Origin of the sequence: Streptomyces sp. NPDC001508 (genome assembly GCF_040298665.1) — a bacterium.
GTDB lineage: Bacteria > Actinomycetota > Actinomycetes > Streptomycetales > Streptomycetaceae > Streptomyces.
The window spans coordinates 213354-236631 of sequence record NZ_JBEPAP010000003.1; the positions used below are offsets into that span (position 1 = coordinate 213354).

The 23278-nt window shown below is 73.4% G+C and carries 19 protein-coding genes and 1 pseudogene; 10 read left to right on the plus strand and 10 right to left on the minus strand.

All coding sequences use genetic code 11. From position 1 onward, the window contains the following. Window positions 1-1114: 1114 nt before the first annotated feature. The 3 genes from ABT245_RS05015 to ABT245_RS05025 are packed head-to-tail and all read right to left on the minus strand — an operon-like array spanning window position 1115 to window position 4248. Window positions 1115-2566: a bifunctional RNase H/acid phosphatase gene (locus ABT245_RS05015; RefSeq protein ID WP_351728675.1), complete on the minus strand. Its 1452-nt coding sequence runs from the start codon at window positions 2564-2566 to the stop codon at window positions 1115-1117. A gap of 12 nt (window positions 2567-2578) precedes the next feature. Continuing rightward, the gene (locus ABT245_RS05020; RefSeq protein WP_351728996.1) at window positions 2579-3322 is read right to left on the minus strand and encodes a zinc ribbon domain-containing protein; all 744 of its coding nucleotides are present in this window, start codon (window positions 3320-3322) and stop codon (window positions 2579-2581) included. Next, entirely contained in the window at window positions 3319-4248 is a 930-nt protein-coding gene (locus ABT245_RS05025) for a Nif3-like dinuclear metal center hexameric protein (protein ID WP_351728678.1), read from the minus strand. Before ABT245_RS05025 ends, ABT245_RS05020 begins: the two co-directional genes overlap by 4 nt. A 257-nt stretch (window positions 4249-4505) precedes the next feature. On the opposite strand from ABT245_RS05025, the pseudogene ABT245_RS05030 reads away from it, so the two are divergent. Next, window positions 4506-5525, plus strand: a pseudogene (locus tag ABT245_RS05030) (hypothetical protein); the annotation flags it as partial. Window positions 5526-6511: 986 nt separating this feature from the next. Next, window positions 6512-6655: a hypothetical protein gene (locus ABT245_RS05035; protein ID WP_351728681.1), complete on the plus strand. Its 144-nt coding sequence runs from the start codon at window positions 6512-6514 to the stop codon at window positions 6653-6655. A gap of 787 nt (window positions 6656-7442) precedes the next feature. Here ABT245_RS05035 and ABT245_RS05040 read toward each other — a convergent pair. The 3 genes from ABT245_RS05040 to chsH3 are packed head-to-tail and all read right to left on the minus strand — an operon-like array spanning window position 7443 to window position 10405. Next, a complete protein-coding gene (locus ABT245_RS05040) occupies window positions 7443-8420 on the minus strand; it encodes a 3-oxoacyl-ACP reductase (RefSeq protein ID WP_351728683.1) in 978 nt (325 codons plus the stop codon). Between the two features lie 18 nt (window positions 8421-8438). Beyond that, window positions 8439-9515: a Zn-dependent alcohol dehydrogenase gene (locus ABT245_RS05045; RefSeq protein ID WP_351728685.1), complete on the minus strand. Its 1077-nt coding sequence runs from the start codon at window positions 9513-9515 to the stop codon at window positions 8439-8441. A 29-nt stretch (window positions 9516-9544) separates the two neighbouring features. Then, window positions 9545-10405 carry an enoyl-CoA hydratase ChsH3 gene (chsH3, locus tag ABT245_RS05050; protein ID WP_351728688.1) on the minus strand — a complete coding sequence of 287 codons (861 nt, stop codon included), beginning with the start codon at window positions 10403-10405 and terminating at the stop codon, window positions 9545-9547. 809 nt (window positions 10406-11214) lie between these two features. Between chsH3 and ABT245_RS05055 the strand changes: the two genes are divergently transcribed. Then, window positions 11215-12513, plus strand: coding sequence for a sensor histidine kinase (locus ABT245_RS05055; RefSeq protein WP_351728998.1), 1299 nt, complete (start codon window positions 11215-11217; stop codon window positions 12511-12513). A 35-nt stretch (window positions 12514-12548) separates the two neighbouring features. On the opposite strand, the gene ABT245_RS45995 is transcribed toward ABT245_RS05055, so the two are convergent. Then, a complete protein-coding gene (locus ABT245_RS45995; protein ID WP_502982067.1) occupies window positions 12549-12740 on the minus strand; it encodes an SbtR family transcriptional regulator in 192 nt (63 codons plus the stop codon). A 165-nt stretch (window positions 12741-12905) separates the two neighbouring features. Between ABT245_RS45995 and ABT245_RS05060 the strand changes: the two genes are divergently transcribed. Beyond that, window positions 12906-13538, plus strand: coding sequence for a response regulator (locus ABT245_RS05060; RefSeq protein ID WP_351729001.1), 633 nt, complete (start codon window positions 12906-12908; stop codon window positions 13536-13538). Window positions 13539-13731: 193 nt separating this feature from the next. Here ABT245_RS05060 and ABT245_RS05065 read toward each other — a convergent pair whose 3' ends face one another. Both ABT245_RS05065 and ABT245_RS05070 read right to left on the minus strand, forming a co-directional pair. Next, a complete protein-coding gene (locus ABT245_RS05065; RefSeq protein ID WP_351728690.1) occupies window positions 13732-14199 on the minus strand; it encodes a nuclear transport factor 2 family protein in 468 nt (155 codons plus the stop codon). 144 nt (window positions 14200-14343) lie between these two features. After that, window positions 14344-15771 (minus strand): MFS transporter, encoded by a 1428-nt coding sequence (locus ABT245_RS05070; RefSeq protein ID WP_351728693.1) that lies wholly within the window; start codon window positions 15769-15771, stop codon window positions 14344-14346. 269 nt (window positions 15772-16040) lie between these two features. Here ABT245_RS05070 and ABT245_RS05075 point away from each other — a divergent pair, with 269 nt between their 5' ends. From ABT245_RS05075 to ABT245_RS05095, 5 genes are all read left to right on the plus strand, one after another. Next, window positions 16041-17771: an MFS transporter gene (locus ABT245_RS05075; RefSeq protein WP_351728695.1), complete on the plus strand. Its 1731-nt coding sequence runs from the start codon at window positions 16041-16043 to the stop codon at window positions 17769-17771. Between the two features lie 544 nt (window positions 17772-18315). Next, the gene (locus ABT245_RS05080) at window positions 18316-18966 is read left to right on the plus strand and encodes a class I SAM-dependent methyltransferase (RefSeq protein ID WP_351728698.1); all 651 of its coding nucleotides are present in this window, start codon (window positions 18316-18318) and stop codon (window positions 18964-18966) included. A gap of 22 nt (window positions 18967-18988) precedes the next feature. Next, window positions 18989-19966, plus strand: a complete 978-nt coding sequence (locus ABT245_RS05085; RefSeq protein ID WP_351728700.1) for an N-acetylmuramoyl-L-alanine amidase — start codon at window positions 18989-18991, stop codon at window positions 19964-19966. A 158-nt stretch (window positions 19967-20124) separates the two neighbouring features. Then, complete coding sequence (locus ABT245_RS05090) at window positions 20125-20964, plus strand: DUF5336 domain-containing protein (protein WP_351728703.1); 840 nt, start codon at window positions 20125-20127, stop codon at window positions 20962-20964. 105 nt (window positions 20965-21069) lie between these two features. Then, the gene (locus tag ABT245_RS05095; protein ID WP_351728704.1) at window positions 21070-22080 is read left to right on the plus strand and encodes an LLM class F420-dependent oxidoreductase; all 1011 of its coding nucleotides are present in this window, start codon (window positions 21070-21072) and stop codon (window positions 22078-22080) included. A gap of 71 nt (window positions 22081-22151) precedes the next feature. On the opposite strand, the gene ABT245_RS05100 is transcribed toward ABT245_RS05095, so the two are convergent. Next, entirely contained in the window at window positions 22152-22730 is a 579-nt protein-coding gene (locus ABT245_RS05100; protein WP_351728707.1) for a hypothetical protein, read from the minus strand. Window positions 22731-22968: 238 nt separating this feature from the next. On the opposite strand from ABT245_RS05100, the gene ABT245_RS05105 reads away from it, so the two are divergent. After that, a complete protein-coding gene (locus ABT245_RS05105) occupies window positions 22969-23262 on the plus strand; it encodes a hypothetical protein (protein ID WP_351728709.1) in 294 nt (97 codons plus the stop codon). Window positions 23263-23278: the final 16 nt, after the last annotated feature.

Here is a 23278-nt window from a genome sequence, read left to right on the forward strand (position 1 = left end):
CCGGCGGCAAGACACCCAACGGGGCGCAACGCTCCAACTCGCAGATCTGACACCCGCGGCACGGCACCCGGCCGGCGGCATGGCCCTCAACTCGGCTTGGAAGCCGACTCGGCCATGCACCGCCTACCTGCGGCGCGGGGCTCGGGCCAGTGGCAGGACGCCCAGCGTGACGCAAGGCTCCAACTCGCACATGTGACACCCGCGGCGCGGGGCTCCGGCCGGCGGCAAGACACCCAACGGGGCGCAACGCTCCAACTCGCAGATCTGACACCCGCGGCACGGCACCCGGCCGGCGGCATGGCCCTCAACTCGGCGCGGAACTCGGCCCGGTCGCGTGCCCCTCAACGCGCCCCAGCCGTATGACGCTCAGCGCGGCGCAGGTCTCCGACCGACCGCCCGCCCCTCAACGCAGCGCAGCACTCCAGCACGGCGATGTGACCCACAACTCGGCACAGAACCCCGGCTCGCCTACATGACACCTACCGCGGCGCAGGGCGCTGGCCAACGCCCGCCCCTCAACGCAGCGCGAGGCTCCCGCTCGGTCTCGTACGCCCGCCGCAGCACGGGGCTCCGGCCGACGGCATGGCCCTCAACTGGGCGCGGAACTCGGCCCGGTGGCGTGCCCCTCAACGCGCCCCAGCCGTATGACGCTCAGCGCGGCGCAGGTCTCCGACCGACCGCCCGCCCCTCAACGCAGCGCAGCACTCCAGCACGGCGATGTGACCCACAACTCCGCGCAGAACCCCGGCTCGCCTACATGACACCTACCGCGGCGCAGGGCGCTGGCCAACGCCCGCCCCTCAACGCAGCGCGAGGCTCCCGCTCGGTCTCGTACGCCCGCCGCAGCACGGGGCTCCGACCGGCGGCAGGACGCTCAACTTGGCACGGGGCGCCCGCCGGTGGCGGGGCGTTCAACTTGGCGCGGGGCTGCGGCCGGTGGCAGGGCGCTTGGGTTGGCGTAGGAGTCCGCCTGGCCCGCGCGACTCGACGCGCCCCAGCCGTGTGACGCACGGCGCGGCAGGGCTGCGGCCGACCGTCTGGCCCTCGACTTGAGGCAGGAGCCTGTCCGGCCCGTGTTGCTCGACAGGGCTCGACACACCCCGGCCTGCGAAGCTCACCGCAGGTGGGACGTGTCGTTGAACAGGCGGACGCTGGCGTTGCCGTCCGTGTAGTACGCCACCGCCGACAGGGACGCCGCCGAGAGTTCCATGCGGAACAGGGACTCGGCCGGGGCGCCCAGGGCCAGGCGTACGAAGGTCTTGATCGGGGTCACGTGGGTGACCAGCAGCACGGTGCGGCGGGCGTACGCGGTGACCAGTTCGTCGCGGGTGGCGGCGATCCGCTCGGCGGTCGCCGCGAAGCTCTCGCCGCCGCCGGTCGGGCGGGCCCCGGGGTCGGTCAGCCAGGCGTTCAGATCGTCCGGGTGGCGCTCGCGGACCTCGCCGAAGGTGAGCCCTTCCCAGGCGCCGAAGTCCGTCTCACGCAGCCCGTCCGCGACGGCCACCTCAAGTCCGAGCCGGGCGGCGACGATCGCGGCGGTCTCCCGGGTACGGGCCAGCGGTGACGACACGATCGCCTGGACGGTGCCGCGCCGGGCGAGGGCCGCGGCGACCCGCTGGGCCTGATCCCGGCCGACGTCCGACAGGGACGGATCGCTGCCGCCGCTCCCGGAGAACCGCTTCTGCGGGGTGAGCGGGGTCTCCCCGTGCCGCAGCAGTACGAAGGTGGCCGGGGCCCCGAGATCCGCGGGCGCCCAGCCGGCGCTCGGCGCCGCCACGGCCCGCGCCGCCCGCACATCGGCGTCCGCCTTGGCCGCGCCGCCACTGGCCTGAAGGCCGGTGACCTGGGGTCCGGAGACCTGGGGTCCGGTGGCCTGGGGCCCGGCGACCGGGGGTTCCAGGACCGCACCCGTGCCGCCGCCCGGGACCGAGGGGGCCGACGGGACCGCCCCGGTACCCAGGGGCCCGGCCGTGTCACCGGCCCCAGCGGTACCGCCAGCCCCGGCGGTACCGCCAGCCCCGGTCGTATCGCCGGCCCCGGTCGTATCGCCGGCCCCGGCGGTGTCATCGGCCCCGGCGGTGTCATCGGCCCCGGCCCGGGTCTGGATCACGGTCGTGTCCAGGGCCGCCGTCGAGTCCGCCGGGGACCACTGTTCGCCTCGGCGGCCCGCGTCCATCGCCTCGTTGGCCAGCCGGTCGGCGTGCTTGTTGCGCTCCCGGGGGATCCACTCGTAGGTGACGCGGTCGGACGGCAGGACCAGGGCCGCCTCCGCGGCGAGCGGCTTCAGGTCGGGGTGTTTGATCTTCCAGCGGCCCGACATCTGCTCGACCACCAGCTTGGAGTCCATGCGGACATGGACGGCGGCGCCGGGATCGAGGTCACGCGCGGCCCGCAGCCCGGCCAGCAGCCCGCGGTACTCGGCGACGTTGTTGGTGGCGATGCCGATGTACTCGGCGGCCTCCAGCAGCGGCTGGCCGGTCACGGCGTCGAGCAGGACGGCGCCGTAGCCCGCCGGGCCCGGATTGCCGCGCGATCCGCCATCTGCCTCTACGATGAACTCCCGCACGCCCGGGGCCCCTTACAGACCCGACTCGGCCGTACGCACCAGGATGCGGCGGCAGTTCTCGCAGCGTACGACCGTGTCCGGCGCGGCGCTTCGGATCTCGCTCAGCTCGGTGATGGCCAGCTCCTGGCGGCAGCCCTGGCAGGTGCGCTGGTACAGCTTGGCCGCGCCGATGCCACCCTGCTGCGCGCGCAGCTTGTCGTACAGCTTGAGCAGGTCGGCGGGTACGGAACCGGCGATGACCTCGCGCTCCTTGGTCACCGTCGCCACCTCGCCGTCGATCTCCTCGAACGCGGCGTCCCGGCGGCCGTGCGCGTCGTCGATCTTCGCCTGTACGGAGGCCACCCGCTCGGTCAGCTCGCCCACCCGCTCCTGCGCTCCCTCGCGCCGCTCCATGACCTCGAGGACGACGTCCTCCAGGTCGCCCTGCCGCTTGGCGAGGGAGGCGATCTCCTTCTGGAGGTTCTCCAGGTCCTTCGGGGAGGTGACCGCGCCGGAGTCGAGGCGCTGCTGGTCGCGGGCGGCGCGCTGGCGCACCTGGTCCACGTCCTGCTCGGCCTTGGTCTGCTCGCGGGCGCAGTCGCTCTCCTCGGTCTGCGCGGCCACGAGCAGGTCACGCAGCTGGGTGTGGTCCTTGGTCAGCGAGTCGATCTCGGCGTGCTCGGGCAGCGACTTCCGCCGGTGCGCCAGCTGCTGGAGGCGTACGTCGAGGGCCTGGACGTCGAGGAGTCGGATCTGGTCGGCGGGGGCGGCGTTCAGTTGGGGGCTCCCGGTGCGTGAGAAGAGGAGGCGCGCGTGGCGCCAGGTGGAAGGGCGGTGGCGGACGACGGAGGGGCGGTGGCGCCCGGGGGAAGAGCGGTGGCGGACGCCGCGTGGGCGGTCCAGGGGTCGGTGACCGTCTTGGAGACGTGGACGCGCAGGTCCCATCCGTGCCGGTCGGAGATCTCGTCGAGCTGGGCCGCGGCCAGCTCGCACCAGGGCCACTCGGTGGCCCAGTGTGCCGCGTCGAGCAGGGCGAGCGGGGTCTGTGCGACGGCCTCGGAGGCCGGGTGGTGGCGCAGGTCCGCGGTGAGGAAGGCGTCCACTTCGGCCGCCCTGACCTGGTCGAACAGGCTGTCGCCGGAACCGCCGCTGACCGCGACCGTGCGGACGACCGCCTCGGGGTCGCCGGCCACCCGGATGCCCTGCGCGGTGGCGGGCAGCCGCTCGGCGGCGCGGGCGGCGAGTTCCCGCACGGTGAGGGGGTGGTCGAGTTCGCAGACCCGGCCGAGGCCGCGGCGGCCCGCCGGGTCGGTGGGGTCCGGCACGAGGGGGCGTACGACGCGCAGGTCCAGCGCCCCGGCGAGCGCGTCGGAGACGCCCGGGTCGGCGGTGTCGGCGTTGGTGTGGGCGACGTGCAGGGCGATGTCGTTCTTGATCAGCGTGTGCACGACCCGGCCCTTGAAGGTGCCGGCCGAGACCGTCGTCGTACCGCGCAGATACAGCGGGTGGTGGGTGACGAGCAGGTCGGCGCCGAGCCGCACCGCCTCCGCGACGACGTCCCGTACCGGGTCGACCGCGAACAGCACCCGGCGTACGTCCTGGTCGGGGTCGCCCACGACCGTGCCGACCGCGTCCCAGGACTCGGCCCGCTCGGCGGGCCACAGGTTCTCCAGCGCGGCGATGACTTCAGACAGACGGGGCACGGGAGAAAGGCTACCTGCCTGTTCCCCGGGGGCGTACCGGCCGCGGGGGCGGGGATGTACCGGCCGCGGGGGCGGGGCCGTACCGGCCGCGGGGGCGAGGGCGTATCGGCCGCGGGGGCGGGGTGCCCGCGGAGCACATGGATCCCTGTTTCCTCAGGAGAACCGCTACGCGGCCACCCTTATGTGTGAAGAGGCCGCTCGGCGGTGTCACGGCTGTGCGTGCGAAAACTACGTTCGTCGCCGGAGGTGAGCGAACGATGACGGCGTGTGCGATCGAACCCTCGGCGGCCGGCGCGGACGACGGCGTGCCGGAGGCCGGCTGCAGCATCACGGCGGACGGCGCCTACGCCGCCCGGCTCGCGCTGGCCGGCGGCTCCCGCTACCCGGAGCGCTGGACGCTGGACGGCCCCGAGCCGTACGCCGTGCCGCTGCCCGGCAACCAGCCGGAGGAGCCCGGCACCGAGGTGCAGCCGATGGGCGACGGGCGGGTGCTGATCCACCGGCCGGTGGCGGGGCGGCATGTGTTCTCGCTGCTGTACCCGACCGGGCCGGGCACCGGGGAACTGCCGTTGGGCGCGGTGGAGTGCGCGGACCCGGGCACCCGGTTGCGGCTGCTGCCGCCGGCCCCGGGCGGGATGTACGCGTACGCCCTCGCCGTCGGCCGGCGCTCCACGGCGGTGTGGCTGGTGGCGGGCGGCGCCTTCGGGCCCGAGCGGCTGGCCGAGGTGCCGGGGCGCTGCGCGGGCGGGGTCTGGCTGGACGGCACGGGGCGGCTGCTGGCCCTGGACCGGGAGGCCGGCGGGCGTACCAAGGCGATCGTGGTGGATCTGGAGCGGGGCGGCGAGGTGTCGCCGCTGCTGCAGATCGCGGCCGACAGCGACGACCGGCTGCTGCTCGCCGACTCGGACAGCGGGCTGCTGCTCATCGCCTCGGACGCGGCCTCGCCGGGCCGGGAGCGGCTGGGCTGGGGCGTGCTGGGCAGCACGCTGCCGGTGCGCTTCCCGGACAGCCTGCGGATGCCGGACTGCGTGATGACGCCGTTCGCGATCCAGCCGGGGCAGGCGCTGACGCCGGAGCGCTGCGCGGTGGCGCTGCGCGTGGACGGCCCGCTGGGCCGCTGGATCGGCGTGTGGCGGCCCGCGGACCGACAGCTGTCCCATCTCCCGGCGCCCGCCGGGTGGTTGGCGGGCACGGGACGGTGGACCGAGGACGGCGTACTGCTGCTCCCGTACGCCACCCCGGAGACCCCCTGCGGCCTGGCCCACCTGACACCCCCCACAACCACCCCGCCCACCTCCCCAACCACCCCCCGCCCAACACCCGCCAGCCCACCAACACCCACCAGCCTGACGACACCCAGAACCTCGGCGACACCTGCCGGCTCGGCAACACCGGGCTGGGCGGCGCCTGGCAACGCGAGGGCGCTGGGCGCCGCGACAGCGCTCGACGGCTTCGCAGCGCCCATGGAGTTGGCGGTCCGCGAAGACCCGGCGGCGGCCGGCGGATGGGCGGCGGCCGACGACGCGCGAACGCCCGGCGACGCGACGGCGCTCGACGGCTCGGGGGCGCGCGAGGAGTTGGCGGTCCGCGAAGACCCGGGGGCGCCCGGACGGCCGACGACACCCGACGGCTGGGCGACGGCGCCCGGCCGACCGACGGCACCTCACCGGGCGGCAGCCGGCGGCTGGGCAGCGCCCGTCCACACGAGGACACCCGACGACGCGATGGCGCTCGACGGCTTCGCAGCGCCCATGGAGTTGGCGGTCCGCGACGACCCGGCGGCGGCCGGGGGGCCGACGGCACCCGACGGCTGGGCGACGGCGCCCGGTGGGCCGGCGGCACCCCAGGGCTGGGCGGCGGTCGGCAACGCGGCCACGCCCAGCGCCGCGACAGCGCCCGACGGCTTCGCAGCGCCCAGGGAGTTGGCGGTTCGCGATGGCTCTGCGGCGGCCGGGGGGTTGGCGGTGCGTGGGTGGGGGGCGCCCGAGGACTGGGGGGTGCATGGGGACTGGGGGGTGTATGGGGGCTTGGACGGGGCACACGGTTCGGCGGTGGCAGAGGGGTCCGTGGCCGTCCCGAGGGCGGTGGAATCGGAGCCTCCGCGACCGGTTGCACTGCGTCCCGTGCCCCTGCAACAGGCTCCTCTGGGACGTCTTGTAACGAAGTAGTGCCAGTTGGCGTGCCCGCCTGGAACAGGGCCGAGGCGTGCCGGTTAAACTCGCTCGGCTGTACGAAAGATGAAGTTAACGGGGTGAACCTTCCGATGATCGACACCAGCACCACGCAGCCGCTGTCTGCCGACTCTCAGGAAACCGACGGACACGGCAAGCACCGGGGGCCGGTCTCGGCCCAGGACGGCGAGACGGCCCCGAGCGGCCGTCACCGCAAGCCGGAGCCGACCGAGTAGGCGGCCTGACGGTACTCACGGCGGGAGGGGGCCGACCGTCAACCGACACCCGGCCCCCTCCGACGCCGTCACCCGCGTACGACCTCCACGCCGACGCCGCCAACGCCGGCAGCGCACGAAGCAACCGCCGACGACCCGCGCCGCGGCCAGCCCCGCCGAACGACCCACGAGCGGAACAACCCGCCCGGACGCCAGGGGATCAAAACACCTCCGCGCCAAAGACAAAGACGGCGAAACCAGCGAAAACAACCGCCGACCCCGACACGTCGCCACCAACCATCGCCGACGCCGCCAACACATGAAGCAGCTACCCACGACCCGCGGCGCGGCCAGCCCCGCCCAATGACCCACGCGGGGCCACACGCCCCGATGTCGGGGAAGCAAAACCCATGCGCGACAAAGACGGCGAAAGCAGCGAAAACGACCGCCGGGCCCTTCCACGTCGCCATCAACCACCACCGCCGCCGCCGCCGACGCACGAAGCAACCGCCGACGACCCGCGCCGCGGCCAGCCCCGCCGAACGACCCACGAGCGGAACAACCCGCCCGGACGCCAGGGGATCAAAACACCTCCACGTCAAAGACGGCGAAAGCAGCGAAAACGACTGCCGGGCCCTTCCACGTCGCCACCAGCCACCACCGCCGACGCCGCCGACGCACGAAGCAGCCGCCCATGACCCGCGGCGCGGCCAGCCCCGCCAGATGACCCGCGAGCGGGGCCGCACGGCCGGGCGTTGAAGGGGCAGAGCCCCTTCGCGTCGCCGACGCCAACGCACGTGCAACCGCGTCAGTCGTGTTTGAGGGTGAGTACTTCTGTGGCCGCGAATGTCTCCCCCGGTGGGCGGGACGCGTAGTGCGGGGTGAGGAGTGCGTCGAGTTCGGCGTAGCTGAAGGCGTCCCGCTCGCTGTCGAACTTGGCCTGGACGCGCGGTCGTTCGACGATCGCGACCATGCCGCCGTGGACCACGAACAACTGCCCGTTGACCCGCGCGGCAGCGGGCCCGGCGAGATAGCCGACCAGCGGAGCCACATGCTCGGGCGAAAGCGGGTCAAGGCCCTCGTCGGGGGCGGCGATGCCGGCGAAGACGTCCTCGGTCATCCGGGTCCGGGCGCGCGGGCAGATCACGTTGGCGGTCACACCGTACTTGGCGAGGGCCAGCGCCGTGGACGTGGTGAGGCCGACGATTCCGCCCTTGGCCGCGGCATAGTTGGGCTGGCCCGCCGAACCGGCCAGGAACGCCTCCGAAGAGGTGTTCACGATCCGCCCGTAGACCGGCCCCCCGGACGCCTTGGACCGCTCCCGCCAGTGCGCGGCGGCGAAGCGGGTGGTGTTGAAGTGGCCCTTGAGATGGACCCGGATCACCGAGTCCCAGTCGTCCTCGGACATGGAGAAGACCATGCGGTCACGCAGGATGCCGGCGTTGTTGACCAGCACGTCCAGGCTCCCGAACGCGTCGACCGCGAGCGCGACCAGTTCCCGGGCCTGGGCGAAGTCGGCGACGTCCCCGGTGTGCGCGACGGCCCGGCCCCCGGCCGCCCGGATCTCCGCGGCGACCTGTTCGGCGGGCGCGGCGGGGGCGGCCCCCGAGCCTCCCCCGAGCCCTCGGTTTCGCTCGGGCAGGGTGGACCCCCATGGCCCGGGCCGCCCATAGTCGTTGACGACGACGGCCGCGCCGAGCCGGGCGAGTTCCAGCGCCTCGGCCCGGCCCAGTCCGCGTCCGGCGCCGGTGACGATGGCGGACCGGCCTTCGAGTGGCAGTGGCATACGGCTTCGGCTCCCCCGTCAGATCTCGATGCAGGTGCGCAGGGCCGTCCCCGTACGCATCTGGTCCAGCGCCTCGTTGATCTCGGCCAGCGGCACCCGGTGGGTGATCAGGCCCTCCAGGTCGACGCGGCCGGCCCGCCACAGGGCGATGGTGCGGGTGTAGGAACGCAGCACATCGCCGCCGCCGTACATGGACGGCAGGATCCGTTTCTCGTCGAAGAACAGCTCGAACATGTTGAGCTTGAGGAAGTCGTCCATGGCGCCCGCGCCGACCACGACGAGTGTGCCGCCGCGCCGGGTGTTCTCGTAGGCGGTGCGTGCGGTGGCCGAGCGGCCGACGACCTCGAAGACGTAGTCGAAGCCCTCGCCGCCGGTGACCTGCTGCTTGGCGTCGGCCAGTGCCTCGGGCGGGACGGCCCGGGTGGCGCCGAAGCGCAGCGCGGACTCGCGGCGCGAGGCGACCGGGTCGACGGCGACGATCTCCGCGGCGCCCTTGAGGCGGGCGCCCTGGACGGCCGAGATGCCGACGCCACCGCAGCCGATGACGGCGACCGACGAACCGGCCTCGACATCCGCGGTGTTGAGGGCTGCGCCCAGTCCGGTGGTCACACCGCAGCCGATGAGCGCGGCGATGTCGAAGGGCACGTCGTCCGGGATCGGCACGGCGCAGCCCGCGTCCACGACGACCTCCTCGGCGAAGGTGCCGGTGCCCGCGAAGCCGAAGAGGTCAGCGCCGGAGCGCTTGAAGTTGGGGGTGCCCGCGTTCATGAATCCGGCCAGGCACAGCTCGCTCTGGCCGCGCCCGCAGGCGGGACAGGCTCCGCAGGCGGGCAGCCAGCAGATCACCACCCGGTCGCCGGGCTTCAGTGCGGTGACGTGCTCGCCCACCTCCAGGATCTCGCCCGCGCCCTCATGACCGGGCACGAACGGCGCCGGCTGCGGCAGCACCCCGCTCATGGCGGACAGGTCGGAGTGGCACAGCCCCGTGGCGCGCACCCGAATCCTCACCTTGCCGGGGCCGAACCCCGTCGTCTCGATGTCGTCGAGGACCTCCAGCTTGTCCTGGCCGATCTCGTGCAGTACGGCTGCGCGCATGGTGCGGCTCCCCTCAACAGCGGTCTGGTTCAGGAGTGTTGGACGATCGTCTCGGTGAGGACGGGTGCCTCGTCCGGTTCCCGTACGGCGCTCACGGCGACCCGGACCGCGCCCGGCCGCCGCCACATGCGGATGCGCAGCGTCTCGCCGGGATACACCACTCCGGCAAAGCGCGTGCTGTAGGCGCGGACCCGGGTCACATCGCCGTCGAGCAGCGTGTCGACAACGGCCTTGAGCGTCATGCCGTAGGTGCACAGTCCGTGCAGGATGGGCCGGTCGAACCCGGCCGACTTGGCGAAATCGGGGTCGGCGTGCAGCGGGTTCCAGTCGCCGGAGAGCCGGTAGAGCAGGGCCTGGTCCTCGCGGGTGGGGCGCTCCACGGTCAGGTCAGGATCGCCGGCGGGCGGTTCCAGGGCGGTGGAGGGGCCGCGGTCGCCGCCCCAGCCGCCCTCGCCGCGTACGAAGATCTGCGCGTCGCTGGTCCACAACGGGCCGTCGGCGTCGGCGACTTCGGTGCGCATGACGAGGATGGCGGCCTTGGCCTTGTCGTATACGGCGGCGATCCGGCCGGTGGCGGTGGCGGTGCCCTCGACCGGGATGGGCCGGTGCAGGGTGAGGGACTGGCCGCCGTGCAGGACGCGGGCGAGGTCGACCTCGACGCCGGGCATGGACAGGCCGCTGATCACGCCGGGTGAGCCGCTGCCCGCGACGGTGGCGAAGCCGGGCAGGACGTGCAGCCGGGACTCCAGGGTGTAGCGGAGTTCGTCGGGGTCGGTGGCGGGGCGGCCGGCGCCGATGCCGAGGTGGTAGAGCTGGACGTCCTTGTGGTCCCAGGCGATGTTCCGGGAGCGGGGTTCGGCGGCGAGGGCCTTGGCTGCGTCGATGGGCATACGGCTCCTGACACGGGCGGCGGCCGGCGGGAGCGGCCGGGCGAGCGGGGGCGGCCGGGGCGGTCGGGCGAGCGGGGTGGTCGGGCGAGCGGGGGCGGCCGGGGCGGTCGGGCGAGCGGGGTGGTCGCGCGAGCGGGGCGGTCGGGCGAGCGGGGTGGTCGGGCGAGCGGGGCGGTCGGGCGAGCGGGGCACCGCGGCTCTCCGCGGTCTCAAGACCCCGGCGCGGCCGTCCGCACCGCCGGCCGCACCGAGGTCGTCACGGGCCGACCTAGAACGCGTTCCAGTCCGGCGCCCCTTGTATAGCCGAGCCCACGATACTTGTGAACCCTCCTGACCCCCCGTCAGCCCGCCGCGCCAAACGATCACCTTGGCTCCACAACCGACACCGCCCACCGGCCCCCGCGGCCACCAACCGACGCGGGGACAGCCCCCACAGCGCGCCGGCCCACGCGACGCACCAGCCACCGCGGCATGGCAGCCGCCGTGACGGGGACAGCCGTGGGGACGGGGACAGCCGTGGGGACGGGGACAGCCGTGGGGACGGGGACAGCCGTGGGGACGGGGACAGCCGTGGGGACGGGGATAGCCGTCGTGACATGGCAGCCCGCTCCCGGCACAAACAGCGGGCGTGACCGCTCCCGTGGTCTGACACCCCCCGTGGTGGCGTCGGTGGGGTGGGACATTTGTCCTGGTCGGGTCTGTACAAGCGGCTCTGTCGGGTGCGGGGTCGGGGCCGTAGCGTCGTGGGGGTGATGTGGACGGACGGGGACAGCGGATCGGGGGCGGGGACGGTGTACCGCAGCGAGGACATGAGGTGGTGGCGGGGCGTGGCGTGCCAGGTGGGCGCCTGGCGGGCGGCGCGCGCCCAGTGGCGGGCGGACATGGGTCGTTTCCAGGGCGGACCGCAGACGGCCCGCGGGGAGGGGCATCCGGGCCCGCCGCCCACCGGCTTCGCCCTGCTGCCCTGGCTGCTGATGGGGATGGGCTCCCTGTCGAACCTGTTGCAGGGGCGGACCCCCAACCCGTGGATCGGCGGCCTGGGCCTGCTCGCCTTCAACTCCCTGTACGTCTACGTGTCCTTCCGCTCCTTCGACCGGGCGAAGCGGCAGGAGACGGCCACCCGGGTCGCCCTGGGGCTGATGGCCGTGGTGACCAGCGCCCTGGCCATCGGTTACGGGGGCAGCTGGCTGATGTTCTTCCCGTTGCTCGGCCTCGCGACGGGCGCGGCCCTGCGCGGTCCGTGGCTGGGCCGGACGGGGCTGCTGCTGTCCGGGTACGCGGGCGTGGTGTCCTGGCTGCGCGGCGGGTCGGACGCGGTGACCATCGCCTACGGCACGTTCCTGTCGACGATGGTGACGGCCGCGATCCTCTCCCTGTCCGAGGCGGTGCGGGAACTGCGCGCCGCACGGGAGGAGTTGGCCCGCCGCGCCGTGGAGAAGGAGCGGCTGCGCTTCTCCCGCGATCTGCACGATCTGCTCGGGCACACGCTGTCGGTGATCGTGGTGAAGTCGGAGGCGGCCCGCAGGCTGGCGCCGCGTGATCTGGACGCGGCGCTCGCGCAGGTCGGCGACATCGAGTCCGTGGGCCGGCAGGCGCTGACGGAGATCCGTGAGGCGGTGACCGGCTACCGGGAGGGCAGCCTGGCCGCCGAGCTGTCCCGGGCCCGCTCGGCGCTGTCCGCGGCGGGGGTGGACCCGGTGGTCCGGCAGTCCGGTACGCCGCTCGCCCCGCAGACGGAGGCCCTGCTGGGCTGGGTGGTGCGCGAGGCGGTCACCAACGTCGTACGGCACAGCGGCGCGAACCGCTGTGAGATCGCCGTCGACTCCGCGGCGGAGCGGGTACGGCTCACGGTCACGGACAACGGCACCGGCACGACGGCCGACACCAGCACCAGCACCCCCACCGATGTCGGCACCGATGTCGGCGCGAGCCGGGAGGGTGTAGGCGGTACCGGTCTGACGGGGCTGACCGAGCGCCTGGCGGCGGCGGGCGGCTCGCTGCGGGCCGGCCCGTCGCCGCGCGGCGGCTTCACGGTCACCGCCGAACTCCCGCAGGACTCAACGGAGTTGGCGGCGACCGAGCTGGTCACGGCGCCCAGTGCACACTGACCGCCCCGCTGACGTCGCCCGCGCTGTGATGGCCCTCAGGGCGCCGCGTGCGTCCCCGACACCCCTGGGCGGACGGCGCCGTCCTGTCGTGCGCGTTCCACCAGCCGCGCGAACCCGTGAGCGTGTGCGCGGCGCTGTCCGGTGAACGCCGCTCCCGCCATGTGCGAGCCGAGCAGCGCTTCGTTGAGGCCGCGGTCACACCCATGGCACGGGCCGCCCGAGCGCATACGTTCGCCGCACGGGGACCACGGCAGGGAAAGATCGCCTTGGCTGTCCCCCGGGCCCTGGCGACCGCCGAATGAGCGGGCTCGGTGGCGTCATCGGCTGCCATGGACCGGTCGCCGGGCGCACCCCGGCAAGCACCCCGCCCTAGCCTGTTCCCTGTGAACGAGATGCCGCGGGAGCACCGCCCGGTGAAGTGCACAAGAGTTCTGCTCGCCGAGGACCAGGGCATGATGCGGGGCGCTCTGGCCCTGCTGCTCGGCATGGAGGACGACATCGAGGTGGTGGCCCAGGTCTCGGCGGGCGACGCGATCGTGGACGCCGTACTGCTGCACCGGCCGGACGTGGCGCTGCTGGACATCGAGCTGCCGGGCATGAGCGGGCTGGACGCGGCGGCCGAGCTGCGTGCGCAGGCGCCCGACTGCCGGGTGCTGATCCTGACCACGTTCGGCCGGCCCGGCTATCTGCGCCGGGCCATGGAGGCCGGGGCGGCCGGGTTCCTCGTCAAGGACGGGCCGGTGGAGGAGCTGGCGGTGGCGATCCGGCGGGTGCTCACCGGGGAGACGGTGGTGGACCCGGTGCTGGCCGCCGCCGCGCTGAGCGCCGGGCCGAATCCGCTGACCGGACGGGAGTGCGACGTCCTGAAGGCGGCGGTGGACGGTGCGACGGTCGCCGACATCGCGGCGAAGCTCCATCTGTCGGAGTCGACGGTCCGCAACTACCTCTCCGCGGCCATCGGCAAGACGGGCACCCGCAACCGCATGGAGGCGGTACGCGAGGCCCGCCGCCAGGGCTGGCTGTAACCCCCGCGCGGCACTCCCCAAGAACGGCCGCACCACCCCGTCACCCGACCACCGCGCCATCATGGCTAGGCGCACACCTCCCCGCGCGGCACTCCCCAAGAACGGCCGCACCACCCCGTCACACGACCACCGCGCCATCATGGCTAGGCGCGCAGTTCCCCGCGCCCCTTATTTCTTTCGGGCGCGGTCGGAGCTACAGGCCCAGGTCGGTCAGGCCCGGGTGGTTGTCGGGGCGGCGGCCTTGCGGCCAGTGGTACTTGCGGTCCTTCTCCCTGATGGGGATGTCGTTGATGGAGGCCAGGCGGACCCGCATCAGGCCCTCGTCGTCGAACTCCCAGTTCTCGTTGCCGTAGGAGCGGTACCAGTTGCCCGAGTCGTCGTGGCACTCGTAGGCGAAGCGCACGGCGATGCGGTTGCCGTCGAACGCCCACAGTTCCTTGATGAGCCGGTAGTCCTGCTCCCTGGTCCATTTCCGGGTGAGGAAGGCGACGATCTCCTCGCGGCCGTTGACGAACTCGCCGCGATTGCGCCAGCGGCTGTCGGCCGTGTAGGCGAGGGCGACCCGCTCGGGGTCCCGGGTGTTCCACGCGTCCTCGGCCAGGCGGACCTTCTCGGTCGCGCTCTCCCGGGTGAAGGGGGGCACGGGCGGCTTCGCGGCCATGGTTTCTCCCAGCGCGTCACGTTTCGGCATCCGTGTCCGCCGAGGTCGGTCCGGCTGCCGGACACCCCCGTACCGGCCCGGTGCGTTCCGCCGTTCATTCCATACCGGCCACCCGCTGATCGCAACAGCCCCCTGCCGATCGGGTCAGCGCGCGGTCTGCGTCGTGCTTCCTCGGGGGAGCCAGAGCAGCATCAGGGCCGCGCCCGCGAGCAGCATCACCGCGCTCACCCGGAAGGCCAGGGCGTAGCCGTCGGTGAGGGCCGCCGGGGTCGGGGTGCCTGCGGTGCGGGCCGCCGCGATGGTCGACATGACGGCGAGCCCCAGCGAACCGCCCATCGTGCGTGAGGTGTTGACCAGGCCGGAGACCAGTCCGGCCTCGCCCGGTGCCGCCCCCGAGGTGGCCAGCGAGGCGAGCGGGGTCGCGGCCAGCCCGGCGCCGAGCATCATCAGGACGCCGGGCAGCATGATCTCCGTGGGATACGCCCCGTGCGGGGTCATCGTCGACTGCCAGCCGAATCCGGCCGCGGCCACCAGCGTTCCCACCACCGCCACGTTCCGCGGCCCGAGCACGGGCATGAAGCGCGGCGCGAGCTTCGAGCCGGCCACCACGGCCAGCGAGCTGGGCACCAGCGCCAGCCCGGCCTCCAGCGGCGAGTAACCGAGCACGTTCTGCGCGTACAGGGTCATGAAGTACCACATGGAGAACATCGCCGAACCGGACACGAGCATCGCCGCGTTCGCCGCTGCCACGGGCCGCTGCCGCAGCAGCCGCAGCGGCATGAGCGGGGCGACCGCCCTGGCCTCGACCAGCAGGAACAGCCCGAGCAGCGCGAGCCCGGCGGCCAGCGGCAGCAGCGTGGCCGCGGCCGTCCAGCCCTCGGCCTCGGTCTGCACGATGCCGTACGCGAGCGTCGCGAGGCCCGCCGTGACCAGCAGGGCGCCCGGCAGGTCGAGCCGCCGCCGCTCCCCCGCCCGGCTCTCCGCCAGCCAGGCCACGGAGCCCGCCAGTACGACGGCGCCGACGGGCACGTTGATGAGCAGCACCCAGCGCCAGGACAGCGCGTCGACCAGCACCCCGCCGACCAGGCCGCCCGCGGCGCCGCCGCCTGCGCCCACCGCGGTCCAGGTGGCGACGGCCCGGGCCCGGGCGGGGCCTTCCGGGACGGCCGCGGTCAGCAGGGTCAGCGTCGAGGGCGCGAGAACGGCCGCGCCCAGTCCCTGCACGGCGCGCGCGAGCAGCAGTTGCGGGCCTTCCTGGGCGAGCCCGCCGCCCAGTGAGGCCAGCGTGAACAGTCCGAGCCCGACGAGGAACATCCGCTTGCGCCCGTACAGGTCGCCGGCCCGCCCGCCGAGCAGCATGAACCCGGCGAAGGCGATCGCGTACGCGTTCACGACCCATTGGAGTCCCGCTCCGCTCAGCCCGAGGTCGGTGCGCATGGACGGCAAGGCCACGTTGACCACGGACACGTCCAGCACGACGAGGAACTGTCCGGCGCAGGCGAGGGCGACCACCAGCCAGGTGGGGGGCGCGGTCCGGCTGCGTATCGGGGCGGTGTCGGCGGCTTCGAGCATGGCTGTCATGTTCTCAAGCCGGTCACGGTCCCTGCATCGGGATTTCGGCCCACGTGTGCCGGGCCGGCCGACCTGCATCGTCCACCGTACGGCCGTCGGAGCTGGACCGTCGACTTGCTGACGTCGCATCACATCACCATGAGTGGGTCAAGGATTTGTCGGGGCCGCGAAGCGACGGAATAGTTGCCCGTGCATACGAGGTTCCCCGAACACCCATCCCGCGCGGTGCACCGACCACCTCGTCCCTTCCGGCCCGGAGGCCTCAGTCCATGACGCACACGAACGACCAGCCCACCCGGAGCGCGAGCGGGACCGTGGTCCCGGTGCTCGCCTTCGCGGGCATCGTGGTCGCGGTGATGCAGACCCTGCTCGTCCCCGTCATCAAGGACCTGCCGCAACTGCTGGCCACCTCGCCCAGCAATGCCACCTGGGTCCTCACCTCGACGCTCCTGTCCGGCGCCGTGGCCACCCCGATCATGGGCCGCCTCGGCGACCTGTACGGCAAACGGCGCATGCTCATATCCAGCCTCGCGGTGATGGTGGCCGGGGCGCTGATCAGCGCGGTCACCAGCCAGCTGCTCACGATGATCGTGGGCCGCGCGCTCCAGGGCTTCGCGATGGGCGCGATCCCGCTCGGCATCGGCCTGATGCGCGACATGCTGCCGCGCGAACGGCTCGGCTCGGCGATGGCCCTGATGAGTTCCTCGATCGGCGTCGGCGGTGGCCTCGCGCTGCCCGCCGCGGCGCTGGTCGCCCAGCACACGAACTGGCACGCCCTGTTCTACGGCGCCGCCGCGCTCGGTGCGCTCGCCATCGCCCTCACCCTGTTCATCGTCCCCGAGTCCCCGATGCGCGCCCCCGGCTCCTTCGACCTGCCCGGCGCACTCGGTCTGTCCGCGGGTCTGGTCCTGCTGCTTCTGCCGGTCACCAAGGGCAGCGACTGGGGCTGGTCGTCCGGCACCACGCTCGGCCTGTTCGGCGCGGCCGTCGTCGTGCTCGTGCTGTGGGGTCTGCTGGAGCTGCGCGTCAAGGCGCCCCTCGTGGACCTGCGCACCACCGCCCGCCGCGAGGTCCTGCTGACCAATCTCGCCTCGATCATGGTCGGCGTCTCCTTCTACGTCGTCTCGCTCGTCCTGCCCCAGCTGCTCCAGCTGCCTAAGTCCACCGGATACGGCCTCGGCCAGTCGATGGTCGCCGCGGGCCTGCTCGTCGCGCCGCTCGGCCTGACGATGATGTTCACGGCGCCCGTCTACGCCCGGCTGTCCGCCAAGTACGGCCCCAAGGTGACCCTGATCCTCGGCATGCTGATCATCGCGATCGGCTACGGTGCCGGCCTGGGCCTGATGAGCGCCCCCTGGCAGAGCCTGGTCATCGCGGTGATCCTCGGCGCGGGCATCGGCCTCGCGTACTCCTCGCTGCCCGCGCTGATCATCGGCGCGGTCCCGGCGTCGGAGACGGGCGCGGCCAACGGCCTCAACACCCTGATGCGCTCCATCGGTACGTCCGTGTCGAGCGCCGTGATCGGCATGGTGCTCGCCAACACGGCGCACACCGTGGGCGGCATCGCGGTCCCGACCATGCACGGCTTCCGGGTCTCCTTCCTGATCGCGACGGCCGCGGTGGCGGTGGGCCTCGTGCTGGCCCTGTTCCTGCCGAAGCCCGACCGCGCCCCGCAGTTGCGGGCGAGCAGCGAGGAGGAGGCCAACCTGGAGCGCGCCGAGCGGGCGCTGCGCGGCTTCAGCGGCCGGGTCCTGGACGCCGACGGCGCCCCGGTCGCCCGCGCCAAGGTCACCCTGATCGACCGCAGGGGCCGGCAGGCGGGCGCCACCCTCTCCGCGGAGGACGGCAGCTACGCCCTGGCCGTGCCCGCCGGGGGCTCCTACGTGGTGGCGGCGCGGGCCGCGGGCCACGGCCCGCACGCCTCGTCCGCGACCCACACCGGCGACGAACGACCCATCGCCCTGGACCTGTCCCTACCGGGCGACACCGTGAACGCCTGACCCCCCACAGGTCCACAGGGAACTGCGATGCGAACCCGCCCACGGCACCACAGGCACCCCGAAGGGCCACGGGAAACCACGATGCCGAACCGGCCCTGGCACCGCAGGCACCCCGAAGGGCCACGGGGAACTGCGGTGCCGAACCGGCCACGGAGGCGCAGGCATCCTGAAGGGGCGCGGGGAACTACGCGCTCGGCCACGACGGCGCCGCACAAACCCCACAACCCGACGCCAGCCCCTGCCCGCCGGTGCCGCCCAAGCGGGGAAACAACGGGCACGCACCGGCAGAACGGACACCCCGAACACCACCCACCCCCGGCGGACCAGACGCCCCGCAGGGCCACGGGGAACTGCGCGCTCGGCCACGGCGCAGCCGCACAAGCCCGACAGGCCAAGCACCCCGCAGGGGCGCGAGGAACCGCGCACCCAACCACAACAAAGCCGCACAAGCCCCACACCCCACGCCAGGCCCCCCGTCAAGCCGACGGCAGCCATGCGGCAGCATGGGCGGTCGTACGCAGGTCGCCCGATCGAGAGGACTCCCATGCGCGCGGCGCCGAAGCCCGAGATCCTGGCCGCGTTCGAGGCGGCGAAGGGGTTCATGCCCCCGGACGAGGGGCTCGCGCTGTACGCGGCGGCCGTCGAGGCCGGGCGGCTGGGCCTGCCGCTGCTGGAGGTCGGCACCTACTGCGGGCGCTCGACGGTCCTGCTCGCGGACGCCGCCCGGCAGTGCGGGGTCAGCGCGCTCACCGTGGACCACCACCGCGGCAGCGAGGAGCAGCAGCCGGGCTGGGAGTACCACGACCCGGAGACGGTCGACCCCGAGACCGGCCTGATGGACACCCTGCCCGCCTTCCGCAGGACGCTGCACCGGGCGGGCCTGGAGGAGCATGTGGTCGCCCTGGTCGGCCGCTCGCCGCGGATCGCCGCGCTGTGGAACTCCCCGCTCGGGCTCGTCTTCGTCGACGGCGGCCACACCGACGAGCACGCCACCGCCGACTACGAGGGCTGGGCCCCGTGGGTGGCCGGCGGCGGCCTGCTCGCCATCCACGACGTGTTCCCGGACCCGGTGGACGAGTTCACCGGCCAGGCCCCGTACCGGATCTGGCTCAGGGCCGTGGAGTCCGGCGCGTTCACCGAGGTGACGGCGCACGGTTCGCTGCGCGTACTGCGGCGAACGGGGACGGGAATCTGAGCACGACGTTAGAGTCGCACCCGTGTCGTACGTAGGCCCCGACTTCGAACCCCCGCAGCCGCCTCGCTCCCGGCGCCCGCTCACGGTGGCGCTGGCCGCCCTGGTCGCTGCCGCACTGCTCGGCTGGCTCGTGTACCAGACGGTGGGCGGCTCGGGCGGCTCCGCCGCCGCGGGCGGCGCGTCCACGTCCCCCGCGGTCAGCCCATCGGCGTCCGCCGGGCGCTCGGCGCCGTCGACGGGCTCGCCCGATCCCGCGCCCGCCCGGTCCTCCCCGCGCGACGACGCCAAGCCGACGCCCGCGGCGACGGGCCCCGCCGGCTCCGGTCCGCTCGCGGGCAAGGTGGTCGTCATCGACCCCGGGCACAATCCGGGCAACTTCCGGCATACGACCGAAATCAACCGCACGGTGGATATCGGTACGAGCCGGAAGGAGTGTGACACGACCGGCACGGCCACCAACGACGGCTATCCGGAGGCGGAGTTCACCCTGGACGTGTCCCACCGGCTGCGCACGCTGCTGGAGCAGCAGGGCGCCACGGTGAAGCTGACCCACGACCGGGACGAGCCCCCGTGGGGGCCGTGCGTGGACGAGCGGGCGCGGATCGGCAACGCCGCGCACGCGGACGCGGCCGTCTCGATCCACGCGGACGGCTCGGCGGCGGGCAACCGCGGGTTCCATGTGATCCTGCCGGGCCCGGTGCACGCGGGCGGCGCGGACACCCGTCCGATCGTCGGCCCCTCCCGTGACCTCGGCGAGCGGATCGCCGGCAACTTCGTGCACGCCACGGGCAGCGCGCCGTCCAACTACCTGGGCGGCGGCACCGGTCTCGTCACACGCGAGGACCTGGGCGGTCTCAATCTGTCAACGGTTCCGAAGGTCTTCATCGAGTGCGGCAACATGCGCGATAGCAAGGACGCGGCATTGTTGACCAGCGGCGCCTGGCGACAGAAGGCGGCGGAGGGGATCTCTGAGGGAATCGTGAGTTTCCTGCGCGGGTAGGGCCGCGCGGGCCCCACCGGGCGGACACCGTGATCGTACGGACGATAAGGTCGGCCCTACGACGAGGGCCACCCCCCGCGCTTCACACCGGGCCCTGAGGGCGACACGGTGACGGCGACGCCTCCACTGACGACGAGACGACCTACGAAGGACCTGAAGTGAACATCCGCTCCCTCACTAGGGGCGACGGCGTGGTGATCGGAGCAGCGGTGTTGCTGTTCATCGCGTCGTTCCTCGACAACTACTCGTACGACGGGGTACCGAACAACATCGACCTGCCGAGCCTGTGGGCGAGCGGTCCGGTCCTGTTCAGTGTCGTTCTCGCGGGAATCATCGGCGCCGCGCTCCTCGTCCTCACCCGGCTGCTGCCGCAGCCCCCCAAGGTGGTCGGCCTCGACCTCGGTCCGCTCGGTGTGGCCTTCACGGTCTTCGCCGCGTGGAGCGCGCTCGGCAACGTCTTCGACCCGGCGGGCGCCGGGGACAACATGGGCGGCACCTTCAAGGGCCCGAGCGCCGGCATCGGTCTCGTACTCGCCCTCATCGCCACCCTGGTGATGGCGGCGGCGGCCATCGCCGCCCCGCTGGTGCCCGCCCTCCAGGCCGGTCTGGTCCCGGCCCCCAAGCCGGCCGCGCCGCAGCCCTACGGCGTGCAGCCCCAGGGCGGTTACGGCTACCCGGGCGCCGCGCAGCAGCCGTACGGCGGCCAGCCGCAGCCGGGCCACCCGCAGCAGGGCCAGCCGTTCGCCCAGCAGCCGCCGGCCCCGCAGCAGCAGGCCCCGCAACAGCCGGCCCAGACCGCGGAGTTCTCGCCGTTCTGGTTCGCCGTGCCGGTGCCGCGGCCGCTGTTCGCGGAGGACGGCTCGCCGACCCCGATCGCCGAACTGGCGCCGGGCACCTGGTACTTGGCGGTCGAGCAGCGCGGGGCGCAGCTGGTCGCGCAGACCCAGGACGGCCGCCGGGGCGTGCTCCAGGACACCTCCGGCATCCAGCGCGGCTGACCCGCCGCCGGTCCACGGCCGTCGCATCCGGCCCCCCGCCCTTCCGGGCGGGGGGCCGTTGCCGTACAGTCGCCCCATTGTCTGACGTACCGTCAGGAGGCGGACATGCGGCTCGGTCTGGCACTCGGCTACTGGGGGCGCGGCCCCTCCACGGACCATGTGCCGCTGGCCCAGCAGGCGGAACGGCTCGGCTACGACTCGGTGTGGACCGCGGAGTCCTGGGGTTCCGACGCGTTCACCCCGCTGACCTGGATCGCCGCGCACACCTCACGGATCCGGCTGGGTACGGCGGTCGCCCAGATGGCCGCCCGCTCCCCCACCACCACCGCGATGCACGCCCTCACCCTGGACCATCTGTCCGGCGGGCGGATGCTGCTGGGCCTCGGGCTGTCCGGACCGCAGGTGGTGGAGGGCTGGTACGGCCGCCCGTTCCCGCGCTCGCCGCTGACCGCGACCCGGGAGTACGTCGATGTCGTACGGCAGGTGCTGCGCCGGGCGGCGCCGGTGGCCGCGGACGGCCGCTTCCACCCGCTGCCCTACCGCGGCCCGGACGCCACCGGCCTCGGTAAGCCGCTCAAGCCGATCACCCACCCGCTGCGCCCGGACCTGCCGGTGCTGCTCGGCGCGGAGGGCCCGAAGAACGTCGCCCAGACGACCCGGATCGCGGACGGCTGGCTGCCGCTGTACTGGGCGCCCAGCCGGCCCGACGTGTACGGACCCGCCGTCCACGACCTGCCCGAGGGTTTCCTGGTCGCACCCATGGCGCAGGTCAGGGTGTGCGCCGATGTCGCCGAGGGGCTGCTCCCCGTCAAGGCCATGCTCGGCTTCTACATCGGCGGCATGGGGCACGCGGCCCGCAACTTCCACGCCGACCTGATGGCGCGCATGGGGTACGCGGACGAGGCCCGGCGGATCCAGGACCTGTTCCTTTCCGGCCGCCGCGAGGAGGCCGTACGGGCCGTCCCCGACGCTTTCGCCGACGAGATCTCCCTGGTCGGCCCCCGCGAACGGATCGCCGAACGCCTGGAGTCCTGGCGCAAGGGCCCGGTGACCGACCTCCTGGCCCTGACCTCGGACCCCCACACCCTGCGCACCCTGGCGGACCTCAACTCCTAGCTGCGGCGCGGGGAACCGGGCGGCCGGAGCCGACGGACGACAGCCTGGCCGCCGGATCCCCCCGCGCTCGCTCAGCTCTTGGCGCCGGTGACCAGTTGGGAGTTCGTCGGTACCTTGTTGTGCACCACGGCGCCCTGGCTGCGGCCGGCGTCCTTCACCTGGTTGATGACGTGGTTGTAGGAGTCGGCCGCCTGGTCGCTGGAGCCGCCGCCCTTGCGCAGCTTGGCCGGCAGGTCCTTGAGCCCGGCGATGCCCGCGCTGAGCGGGGCGAGGGCCTTGGCGAGCGCGGGATCGCCCTTGGCGTTGCGCACGGCCGCCTTCAGCCGGTTGTACGAGAACGCGCCCGCGAGCCCCGCCTTGATCAGCGCTCTCTTGCGGCCCGGCGCGCCCTTCTTGAACTTGCCCTCCCTGGCGGGCTTCACGATCCACTGGTACGTCGCCCCGGCCGCGAGTCCGGCGTTCACCACGAACCGGGTCTTGGCGAACTTCTGCCGTTCCGCGGACGTGCTGGGACTGGGCGTCGCGGCGACGACCACCGCCGCGCGCGTGCCCCGGGTGGCGGTCTGGCCGCTCCCGCAGGCGGTGGCGCCGGCCAGCAGGGCGCAGCACACGGTGAGTGCGACGACAAGGCGCCGCATCGGTACAGTCACGGGTTTTCCTCCGGGATGTTCTCCCCGAGCAGACGGTTCTCTCCCGACCGGAAAAAGGTCTCTCCCGGCAGCCTCACCCCCCGGCGCCGACTACGCCACTCGGGGGGCGACCGTTCAGTTTTCACCTTCTGTGTTTCGCCGTGGATCGACTTCTGTGTCTCGCGCTGGAACGACTTCTGTGTCACGCGCTGGAACGACTTCTGTGTTTCGCCGTGGAACGACCGGCAATGCGGATGTCATGTCCCCTCGACACCGGAACGGAACCGTCCGGGCGGGCACGGTCATCGCCGTGGTCGCCGATGTCATGGCCTTCATCCTGGGCCTGTGGATCCTGATGTACCTGCTGGACGCGAACCGCGGCAACGACCTCGTGCAGTTCGTGCACGACACCGCCGCCTGGCTGGCCGGCTGGTCGCACGACCTGTTCACCTTCGACGCGGCCTGGGCCCGCGTGGTGGCCGGGTACGGCCTGGCCGCCGTGGTCTATCTGTTCGTCGGCCACGCCGTCGCCAACCGTCTGCACCGGCACTGACCGCCCGCCCGGCCCG

What these genes read in the sequence shown, in the direction of transcription:
- ABT245_RS05035 (WP_351728681.1), top strand. Translation starts at nt 6,512, where the DNA reads ATGATCGACACCAGCACCACGCAGCCGCTGTCTGCCGACTCTCAGGAA.
- ABT245_RS05040 (WP_351728683.1), bottom strand. Translation starts at nt 8,420, where the DNA reads ATGCCACTGCCACTCGAAGGCCGGTCCGCCATCGTCACCGGCGCCGGA.
- ABT245_RS05045 (WP_351728685.1), bottom strand. Translation starts at nt 9,515, where the DNA reads ATGCGCGCAGCCGTACTGCACGAGATCGGCCAGGACAAGCTGGAGGTC.
- chsH3 (WP_351728688.1), bottom strand. Translation starts at nt 10,405, where the DNA reads ATGCCCATCGACGCAGCCAAGGCCCTCGCCGCCGAACCCCGCTCCCGG.
- ABT245_RS05055 (WP_351728998.1), top strand. Translation starts at nt 11,215, where the DNA reads ATGAGGTGGTGGCGGGGCGTGGCGTGCCAGGTGGGCGCCTGGCGGGCG.
- ABT245_RS45995 (WP_502982067.1), bottom strand. Translation starts at nt 12,740, where the DNA reads ATGCGCTCGGGCGGCCCGTGCCATGGGTGTGACCGCGGCCTCAACGAA.
- ABT245_RS05060 (WP_351729001.1), top strand. Translation starts at nt 12,906, where the DNA reads ATGCCGCGGGAGCACCGCCCGGTGAAGTGCACAAGAGTTCTGCTCGCC.
- ABT245_RS05065 (WP_351728690.1), bottom strand. Translation starts at nt 14,199, where the DNA reads ATGGCCGCGAAGCCGCCCGTGCCCCCCTTCACCCGGGAGAGCGCGACC.
- ABT245_RS05070 (WP_351728693.1), bottom strand. Translation starts at nt 15,771, where the DNA reads ATGCTCGAAGCCGCCGACACCGCCCCGATACGCAGCCGGACCGCGCCC.
- ABT245_RS05075 (WP_351728695.1), top strand. Translation starts at nt 16,041, where the DNA reads ATGACGCACACGAACGACCAGCCCACCCGGAGCGCGAGCGGGACCGTG.
- ABT245_RS05080 (WP_351728698.1), top strand. Translation starts at nt 18,316, where the DNA reads ATGCGCGCGGCGCCGAAGCCCGAGATCCTGGCCGCGTTCGAGGCGGCG.
- ABT245_RS05095 (WP_351728704.1), top strand. Translation starts at nt 21,070, where the DNA reads ATGCGGCTCGGTCTGGCACTCGGCTACTGGGGGCGCGGCCCCTCCACG.
- ABT245_RS05105 (WP_351728709.1), top strand. Translation starts at nt 22,969, where the DNA reads ATGTCCCCTCGACACCGGAACGGAACCGTCCGGGCGGGCACGGTCATC.